General features: G+C 64.5%; 10 protein-coding genes and 1 pseudogene. 3 read left to right on the top strand and 8 right to left on the bottom strand.

Translation table 11 applies throughout. The annotated features are described in order from the left end of the window. Nucleotides 1-88 precede the first annotated feature (88 nt). The 5 genes from V5A38_RS06620 to V5A38_RS06600 are packed head-to-tail and all read right to left on the bottom strand — an operon-like array spanning nucleotide 89 to nucleotide 4,742. A complete protein-coding gene (locus V5A38_RS06620; protein WP_332324960.1) occupies nucleotides 89-829 on the bottom strand; it encodes a hypothetical protein in 741 nt (246 codons plus the stop codon). A gap of 2 nt (nucleotides 830-831) precedes the next feature. Continuing rightward, nucleotides 832-1,896 carry a heme o synthase gene (gene cyoE, locus V5A38_RS06615; protein WP_332324959.1) on the bottom strand — a complete coding sequence of 355 codons (1,065 nt, stop codon included), beginning with the start codon at nucleotides 1,894-1,896 and terminating at the stop codon, nucleotides 832-834. 4 nt (nucleotides 1,897-1,900) lie between these two features. Continuing rightward, nucleotides 1,901-3,613 carry a cbb3-type cytochrome c oxidase subunit I gene (locus V5A38_RS06610; protein WP_332324958.1) on the bottom strand — a complete coding sequence of 571 codons (1,713 nt, stop codon included), beginning with the start codon at nucleotides 3,611-3,613 and terminating at the stop codon, nucleotides 1,901-1,903. 1 nt (nucleotide 3,614) lies between these two features. Further along, nucleotides 3,615-4,580 carry a halocyanin domain-containing protein gene (locus V5A38_RS06605; protein WP_332324957.1) on the bottom strand — a complete coding sequence of 322 codons (966 nt, stop codon included), beginning with the start codon at nucleotides 4,578-4,580 and terminating at the stop codon, nucleotides 3,615-3,617. A 6-nt stretch (nucleotides 4,581-4,586) separates the two neighbouring features. Beyond that, nucleotides 4,587-4,742, bottom strand: a complete 156-nt coding sequence (locus tag V5A38_RS06600) for a hypothetical protein (protein ID WP_332324956.1) — start codon at nucleotides 4,740-4,742, stop codon at nucleotides 4,587-4,589. Between the two features lie 313 nt (nucleotides 4,743-5,055). On the opposite strand from V5A38_RS06600, the gene V5A38_RS06595 reads away from it, so the two are divergent. Beyond that, the gene (locus V5A38_RS06595) at nucleotides 5,056-5,250 is read left to right on the top strand and encodes a cold shock domain-containing protein (RefSeq protein ID WP_332324955.1); all 195 of its coding nucleotides are present in this window, start codon (nucleotides 5,056-5,058) and stop codon (nucleotides 5,248-5,250) included. A 133-nt stretch (nucleotides 5,251-5,383) separates the two neighbouring features. Here the strand turns inward: V5A38_RS06595 and V5A38_RS06590 are convergent, their stop codons facing one another. Next, complete coding sequence (locus V5A38_RS06590; protein WP_332324954.1) at nucleotides 5,384-5,695, bottom strand: ASCH domain-containing protein; 312 nt, start codon at nucleotides 5,693-5,695, stop codon at nucleotides 5,384-5,386. Between the two features lie 98 nt (nucleotides 5,696-5,793). Between V5A38_RS06590 and V5A38_RS06585 the strand changes: the two genes are divergently transcribed. Further along, entirely contained in the window at nucleotides 5,794-7,098 is a 1,305-nt protein-coding gene (locus V5A38_RS06585) for an acetamidase/formamidase family protein (RefSeq protein ID WP_332324953.1), read from the top strand. A 168-nt stretch (nucleotides 7,099-7,266) separates the two neighbouring features. On the opposite strand, the gene V5A38_RS06580 is transcribed toward V5A38_RS06585, so the two are convergent. After that, nucleotides 7,267-7,527, bottom strand: a complete 261-nt coding sequence (locus tag V5A38_RS06580; RefSeq protein ID WP_332324952.1) for a ubiquitin-like small modifier protein 1 — start codon at nucleotides 7,525-7,527, stop codon at nucleotides 7,267-7,269. 115 nt (nucleotides 7,528-7,642) lie between these two features. Here V5A38_RS06580 and V5A38_RS06575 point away from each other — a divergent pair. Then, nucleotides 7,643-7,885, top strand: a pseudogene (locus tag V5A38_RS06575) (arginase family protein); the annotation flags it as partial. Nucleotides 7,886-7,900: 15 nt separating this feature from the next. Here the strand turns inward: V5A38_RS06575 and V5A38_RS06570 are convergent. Next, the gene (locus tag V5A38_RS06570) at nucleotides 7,901-8,539 is read right to left on the bottom strand and encodes a cyclase family protein (protein ID WP_345786276.1); all 639 of its coding nucleotides are present in this window, start codon (nucleotides 8,537-8,539) and stop codon (nucleotides 7,901-7,903) included. Between the last annotated feature and the right edge of the window lie 125 nt (nucleotides 8,540-8,664).

The following is an 8,664-nucleotide window of genomic DNA, read 5'->3' as shown; positions in this document are numbered from 1 at the left end:
GGTGATGGGAGCCCCTGAACCGGCGGCGTTCGACACCGTCGATGAACCTATTCGCAGTAATCACTAACAGGCGCCTACTAACGGTAACTCATCCCTCGTCGATCATCGACAGCCGCCGCGTGTACCGTCGAATCAGGTTCTGCTTCTCGTCCTGCAGCATCACTGTGAACCGTTTCTCCCCGGTCACGGATTCGAGCTCCCGTTCGTGAACGGTGAACTCGTAGGGCGGCGTGTCGTCGACGAGGAGTTCGGAACTGCCGCTCTTGACGACGATACGGTCGATGCCCTCGGTTTCCGTCAGATGACAGTGGATCGAGGTCCCGTTCTGGGTTGTCGACTTCGTACAGAGCAAGTCAGGGCTGATATTGGCCCCACCGGACTGCAGCGCACCCTGAAAATCGACGAGCATCGGCCCGGCGGGGAAGGTTCCCAGGACGACGACGGCGACGAGAAACAGCACGAGCATCGCGTTCGGCCCTCGACTCCCGATGGGCTGTCTGAGCCCGGTGGCACGTCGCCATCGAAACGCGATGGGGAGGACGACCAGATGGTGGATCGGCCCGTAGAGGATGAGGATGAAGCCGTAGGCCATCGGATACTGGAGCAGCGTCAACTCGGGGTTGTACGAGTAGAGGAGGTTCGCGCCGGCCCACAGAAAGAAGCCGAAAAACACGAGGGTCCCGCTTTTCAGGAAGCGCCAGCTGAGCGAGTTCGCGTAGTAAACCGTCTTGAGCTGTCTCCACGCCCCCCTGACGAGCGACCGCACAGTAACCGTGGGCTGCTCCTCGCGTCTCGACGAGTCGCCGGATTTCGGTGACTCGTCAGGCATCGTCACTCACGATTGCCCGACCCCTCCAGGTGGTCGTTCTCCCGAACATAGCTGAGCCGAGCCGTGGCCATGGCTTCGGCCACACGGTCGGTAACGATGCGCCACTCCCCGCCGACCGCGCCTCGAACGCCTCGCAGGCCTGGGCGTGCGCTCCAGAGCCCGACAAACAGCATCGGCAGCACCAGCAGGGCGACCAGTTGGCTCCACGGCGCGAGGTCGACGGCGACGCCACCGACCCCCCAGGCGCCAAACAGCGCCGCGAGGAAGAGGTTCGAGGTGAAAAACGCCCTGACCGCCGCCCGCTCCGTGCCGGTACGGAGGAACTGGCGGAACCCGAGGACGAACAGCGCGCTCCCGACCACAGCGGTGACGGTGTAGGGCGCTCCGGCAAATGGAATCATGCAGACGACTGTGAGCACCGTCGACCAGACGGCGTACCGAACGCCCCGTTGGACCCGTGTGGTCGTGGTCACGACCGGGAGCGTCGGTATCGACACCGACGCGAACTCCGAGCGGTAGACGTACGCCAACGCCCACGCATGAGCGGGCGTCCACGCGAAGACGACGAGCGCCATCACGAGCGGCTCGAGCGTCAGCGGTCGAACCGTCGTCCAGCCGGCGAGCACAGGGAACGAGCCGGCCGAGCCGCCGAGGACGACGCCGAGCCAGTGGCGTCGCTTGAGCAGCACCGTGTAGAGGCCGACGTACGACGCGAAGCCGAGCAGCATGAACGCGACTGCCTGCGCCGACAGAAGCGCGAGGCCGACCGCAGTTCCGACGATCAGGAGCGCGGTGGCAAAGCCGGCGGCGACCCGGTGGTCGAGGCGGCCGCTTGGCAGCGGCCTGTCGGCGGTCCGCTCCATACGGCGGTCGAGCTTGCGGTCGTACCAGCAGTTCCACGCCGCCGCGCTCGCGGCGATACAGCCGCCGGCGACGAGGAAGCCGGCCACGACCGTGGCCGAGCCGCCACCGGCCGCGAGTAACGAGAACACGCCGGTGACACAGAGCAGCGTCACGATTCGGGGCTTGACGAGCGACCAGAGCTGTGCGGGGAGGGTGCGATCCATGAGGTCAGGGGCCGATCTGCCAGATGGTCGAGAGGAGATACCAGTTCATCGCCCACAGGGTGACGAAGACCCCGAGGAAGATGAGACAGAGGGTGAACGTTCCGCGCATGCTGTATGCGTTGATGGAGCCACTCTCACCCCCGTCAGCAGCCGTTCGGTGGATATCGCCGACCGAACTGCCATCGAATGGCTCACCGACCAGGAGCGAGGCCAGCGCGACCACGATGAACAGGGCGCCGCCGACGATGGATACGATCGCGGCGACCCCGAACACCGCGAAGAACGGTTTTGCGGGCGAGAAGCTGAACGCGGTGCCGGGAATATCCATGACGGAGGGGTGTCGGCGCGGCACGCCGAACAGGATCCCCATGTACATCATCATCAGGACTGTCAGCGCCATCGCACCGCCGTAGAGATACGGCTGGATCTTCGCGACCAAGCCGAACGACCACTCCCGGCCGAACACCAGCCTGAGGACGTAGTAGCCAAGCCCCATGAACGCGAGCGTGGTTCCGGTCGCGACGGTTGCGTGGAAGTGCCCGACCGTGGCGAACGTGTTGTGCCAGGTCATGTTGAGCTGCATCTGGCCCATCATGACGCCGGTGATGCCCCCGAGGAATCCGAAGAGGATGATACTCAGAACCGTCGCGGAGAAGCCAGGGTCGTCCCACGGGCTGCTCCAGAGCCAGCCGAACAGTCCGCCGGCCTTGCCTTTCGCCCGCCGGCCGGCTTCGAGCCCGGCGGGGATGGCGAAGGCGTGGATCATGCTCGCGAACACCGCCCCGTAGGCGGCGTAGGAAGTGTTCCACATCCGCCAGCCAGTCGAGACCACGGGGTCGGACATCAGGTGGTGGGCCGCACCGATGTTGATGAAGAACAGGTAGAGGACGAACGCCGCCCGGGAGATCTTCTGGCTGGCAACCGCGGCGCCACCGATCACGTGCGTGAGGAAGTACCAGACGGTGATCATCGCCAGCAGATTGATCTGCTGGCTCCCGTGGCCGATGATCCAGTACATCTGCCGGTAGTACGCCGGGTCGACGCTCTCGAGATAGCCGATCCGCCAGAGTAGCGCCGGCACGTAGGTGAGGAGCCCGCCGATGAGCGCCTCGACGGCGACGATACTCGTGATGAACGCGCCGAAGGTGACCAGCGGGAGCGTGCGCCGGCCGTGTTCCCGCTGGTCCTGCCAGATGGTCGCGAAGAACGGCAGCGCCGCGATGACGGTTCCGAGGACGAAGACGATGGCGCCCAGGTAGAACTGCCAGCTCGAAGGGAGCGGCACGTAGGACGTGAGCAACGGCGCCTCGTTGGGGAAGTCGGTCACCAGAATCGCCACGTTGACGATGAGCGCGCCGGTGGCCATGATCACCCAGCCAGCTTTCGCGAGCAGGGGGATGGCAAGCTTCCGCCCGAGGACGAACGGCCCCCCCACGTAGAGAATCGCGATCTCCATGAAGATCATCCAGAAGATCAGCAGGTTCCAGGCATGGATACTCAGATACGTGTAGTAGTCACTCGCCGAGAGCAGACCAATCAGTTCCCAGCGGGTCAGCGCGACCAAGAGCGCGAACAGCCCACCGACCGTGAGCGCGAGGATCGCGGTCAGCCCGTAGAGTTTCACCATGTCCTCGGCGGTTTCGTGGATGTTGAGCCCGGTGACGTTGCACTCGCGGAAGCCGTCGTCGTCGTATTCGTAGGTACTTACGTCGAACATCTCAGATCACCTCTACGACGCCCTTCATCCCGACCGCGAGATGGGGCTCGCAGTAGTACGTGTACACACCCGTCGTCTCGAACGTGTGTTGGAGGCTAAACCCGCCGTTCTCTATCGATTCGTGACCCTGCCAGTCGGCGCCGTCGGGCTGGTCCTCGACCAGCACGTTGTGGTTGTCCGATTCCCACTCGAAGTCCACCGTCGTCCCCGAGGAGACGGAGACCGCTGGGGGGTCGTAAGCGAAGCTCCCGCTGTTGCCCTCGGCGCCGACCGTGACGGTCACCTCGTCGGAGCCCGTCTCGTCGACCGTCGTTCCGTCGTAGTTCTCCGTCGCTCCACCGGTGGCGTCGGTGAACCAGCCGCCGTAGTCGGCGTTAGATTCGTCGTCGTCTGTGGTCGAAACCGCGGCCGGGTCGTAGTCTGTCACCACGAACTTCCCGTGCATCGAGCGGTGCCCGACACCGCAGAATTCGTTACAGACGACTTGGTACGTTCCCGGGTCGTCGAACGTCATCTCGAGCACCCACTCGTAGCCCGGGAGGATCTGCAGCGAGATCTGCTGGCTCAAGTTGGCCTCGTTGCGCACGGAGAACCCATGCTGGACGTCGTAGGCGCCCAGATGGAACCGGTAGGTCTCGCCCGGCCTGAGCACGGCCGGAAGCCCGTCCCAGTCCCACTGGAGCGCGCCGACGTAGATATCGTTCTCCGCGGGGACGAGATGCTCCTCCTCGTCGACGGTGAGCGTGCCCGCTGCGTCCTTGTAAGACTGTACCTTCTGCTGGAACTTCTCGGTCGATAGCTTGTAAGTCGAGCCCGTCTGATTCTGTTCACCGAACTCGGTCCAGCCGAGCATCCAGCCGAACAGCGTGACCGCCCACGCGCCGCTGAGGCCGAGCCAGATCGACTCGCGCCGGTTAACCTGTTCGTTCCACCAGTCGCCATCGGGTGGTTCAATTGGCGAATCCATCGATGTTCACCCAAGTGGCACCGTCAGGATATCGACGATTCCCCAGACGATGTAGGAGAGCACCCAGTAGAGAATCGCGGCGAGTGCGAGCAACCAGATGCGGTCCAGCAGCTGTTGTGGCCACGGATTCTCCTCCGTGCTGGCGTTGGTATCGGCTGCCATATCCCACCCACTCCTGTGCTGGCAGTCAACCTATTCCCGAACGTATTCGGGAGTAGCCGACCGATAGCGGCGACAGAACGGGAGTCGAATCAACGGAGAGGAACTGAAACCTATTTGACGACGAAGGGTGCCGCTATGGCTGGGAGATGGAGGCGAAACTCGACGACTGAGTCGAGGAACTGCCGGAGAACAGGTGAGATGACGGCAGTCGACCATTGCCGCATTGGCCTGTTTCGCCCCCACAGGCACCAACCGCCATGGTACCGCGACTCTCGGCAGAGTTATCCGTGGGCGGGATGTTCGTATATTTGTAATGGCAAGCGGAAACGTTGACTTCTTCAACGACACTGGCGGTTACGGTTTCATCGATACTGAGGACGCAGACGACGACGTGTTCTTCCACATGGAAGACGTTGGCGGACCCGACCTCGAGGAAGGTACCGATGTAGAGTTTGATATCGAGCAGGCCGACAAGGGCCCCCGGGCGACCAACGTCACGCGGGTATAATTCGGGCTTCTCGTCGCCTCACGGCGACATAGAAACAATCATTTTTCAGCGAACTGCGCCCCCGAGCGACAGCGCTCCCCGTCGCGGTGCGTCCAGCGATCGACGATTACATCGTCCCGAAAACGGAGCCGCCTCAGCGCTGCTCGAACCGGTGTCTGACGATCTCGCTCTCGTCGTCCCATTCGAAGCTGTCGTGAGCGTGCTCGAGGATCTGCTTGTAGTGGTCGAGGTCACGCGCGCCTTCTGCACGGGCGTCCTCGTCCGTGAGGTCGCCGAGCGTGCGCTCGGTCACGTCGTCGACCTCGAACACCTCGTCGTCGATTTCGAACGTATCTCCCTCCTCGGCGTACGCCTGGCCGCGGTGGATCTGTGTCACGTCTCCGGCGAGTGCGTCCTCCTTCATCTGTGGGCTCGGTAGCAGCGTCCCGGCGTCGATCTCGGACATACCCCTCGTTCAGGGCTCCGACCGGATATACTCCCGGACGGCGGCTGACGTCATCACGAACCATGGCTTGAAGAGCGCAGACACGTATATCAGACCGTATGTCCCAGCAGATACAGCAAGAACTCGAGGTAGACGCGTACACTCTTGGACTGGTCGGTCCGGACCAGGAGTGGGCCGGCACCGTCGCCGACGGCGGAACGGTGCGGACACACACGCCGCCGGCCTGCTGGGGGCCGATGATCACTCCCAAGTTCCGCGGCGGCCACGAGGTGACCCGGCCCATCCGTGTCGAGAACGCCAAGCCGGGTGACGCACTCGTCGTGCGCATCAAGGACGTCGAGGTGACCAGCGTAGCCACGAGCACTGGGAGCATGGACGAACGCGAGGCGGCGTTCGGTGACGACCCGTTCGTCGACCACAGATGTCCCGAGTGTGGCACCGAGTGGCCCGAAAGCGTCGTCGAGGGATCCGGCGAGGACGCCATCCGGTGTGCGGAGTGTGGGGCGAACGCCTCCTCGTTCGGCTTCGAGTACGGCTACACCGTCGCGTTCGACGACGAACGCACCGTCGGCGTCACCGTCGGGCGCGAGGGCGCTGACGACCTCGCCGACCGCGCCGGGGAGGCGATAGCGCTGCCGGAGAACTCCCGCCAGCACCCGATTCTCCTCTACGGTCCGGACGAGATGCCGGGAACACTCGGCCGACTCCGACCGTTCATCGGCAACATCGGGACGACACCAACGCGGGAGCTGCCGGACTCGCACAACGCCGGCGACTTCGGGCAGTTCCTCATCGGCGCGAGCCACGACTGGGGACTCCCGGACGAGGCGGCTCTGGAGGACCGCACGGACGGTCATATGGACTCGAACAACGTGCGCCCCGGCGCGACGCTCATCTGCCCCGTCCGCGTCGAGGGCGCGGGGCTGTACGTCGGTGACCTGCACGCGAACCAGGGCGACGGCGAACTCTCGTTGCACACCACCGACGTGAGTGGCAAGACGGAACTCGAAGTCGAGGTGATCAAGGACCTCGACCTGGGCGGGCCGCTGCTGCTGCCCAACGAGGAGGACCTGCCCCACATCGCGAAACCCTACACCGAGGACGAGCGCGAGGCCGGGTCAGAGGTGGCGGCCGAGCACGACGTGGACGAACTCCACGACGCCGCCCCGGTTCAGGTCATCGGCTCGGGTGCGACCATCAACGACGCAACGGAGAACGCTTTCGACCGGGCGGGTGAGCTGCTGGAGATGACCGAAGGTGAGGTCCGGAGTCGGTGTACGTTCACCGGCGGCGTCGAAATCGCGCGCCTCCCGGGCGTGGTGCAGCTCTCGATGCTGGCGCCGATGGAGAATCTCGAAGACGTTGGCCTCGCTGACACCGTTCGCGCCCAGTACGACCTCTGATAGTGATTACGGCGAATAGGTTCATCGACGGTGTCGAACGACGCCGGGTCAGGGGCTCCCATCACCGACACGGATGGTCACGGCGGGACAGACTCGCAGTACTCACTATGAGACGCTCTCCCGGCCCTGAGGGGCTGCCCTGACCCCTGACCGCTCATTTTCCCGTCGCTACCCACCGCGCATCGCCGGAAAGATGGCGACGTCCGCGTCAGGCGGATACTCCTCGTCCATCGCTGCTGTCTCACCGTCGACGGTGACCCGAACGCTTGGCCTGAGCGCACCCTCGTCGTCCAGCAGCTGCGACTCCGCGCGGGGATATTCGTCGAGAAGCGCGTCGAGGACGCCCCTGACAGTCTGCTCCGCCGGAGAGAGCTCCAGGCGTTTCCCGCCGGTCGCGGAGCGAAGCGGGCCGTAGACGGTCACGTCCATAGGTACCGTCGGTTGGACGGCCCCAAAACTGTAGCGGGACGCAGCCACCCCCGCGGAACGTTTTTCAGGAGACGCTTCGCAGGGTCTGACAGTGAGGACGCCGTTCTGACTGACCGTGTACGTCACCTTCGACACCGACGCCGTAGACCCAAGTCACGCGCCCGGAACCGGAACACCCGAAGCTGGCGACCTCTCGGCTCACCAGGCACTCACCGTGATGGAGACCCTGGGCACCCACGACGCCGTCGGCGCCGCGAATCTGATGGCGGTCGCCCCGGACCACGACCCGACCGGGAACTCCGCCAGACTCGGCGCGACCCTGCTCGTCGCGTTGCTGGAACGCAAGTTCGCGGAATAGGCGTCCTCGACAACCTCAGTCGGTCGGTTCAACCCCAACCGCTCGAACGGGCGCGCCGTCGCCGCCGAGCCGGATGGGGTACGCCCGGAGTTCGAACCGGTCGGGGACCGCACCGAGATTAGCGAGGTTCTCGAAGACCAGACAGTTAGCACCGAGCAGCGCGTGGTGAACCGCGAACTCGGTCGGCTCGTCGTCAGTGGCCTGGGCTGTCGGCGTCGGATCGGGGTTGAGCGTATCCGTCGCCACCGCCAGCCCACGCTCTGCACAGCGTTCGGCGGCTGCGACCGAGAGATACGGATGGTCGAGATAGCTGCTCTCACCCCAGTGCTCGTCCCAGCCGGTCCAGAATACCGCGCAGTCGGCGTCGGCCGAGGGGATGCGGGCAGCGGGAATCGGCTCTCGCGAATCCAGCCCTCGGCAGTCGACTTTCCTGGCGTCGAGAACGAACTCCGCCATGTCGAAGCTGTCGAGCGTGCGGCCCGCCGCTTCGGTGTGAGAGGGCGCATCGACGTGAGTGCCGGTGTGGCTCCCGCAGGAGAGCGCGGTGACGCGGCAGTCGTCCTCCGAGAACGTCGCCGCCGGTTCGAGCGAGACCTCGGGGTCGCCGGGATATGTCGACATCCCCGTCTCGATTGGCTGTGAGAGGTCGTGCATGGTGTGTGAGAGTTCGTGCATGATATCTCGGTCTTGGGCCTTGCCCAAAGCTCCCGGGGTCGAGCCAGTCTCCGAAAGCGGTATCCGGACAAACAGTTAACCCGGACGCGGGCTGGAGAACGGAT

Origin of the sequence: Halolamina sp., assembly GCF_036626355.1 — an archaeon.
Classification (GTDB): domain Archaea; phylum Halobacteriota; class Halobacteria; order Halobacteriales; family Haloferacaceae; genus Halolamina.
Note: the sequence above shows the minus strand (reverse complement) of the source record. Positions and strands in the feature narration are given on the sequence as shown.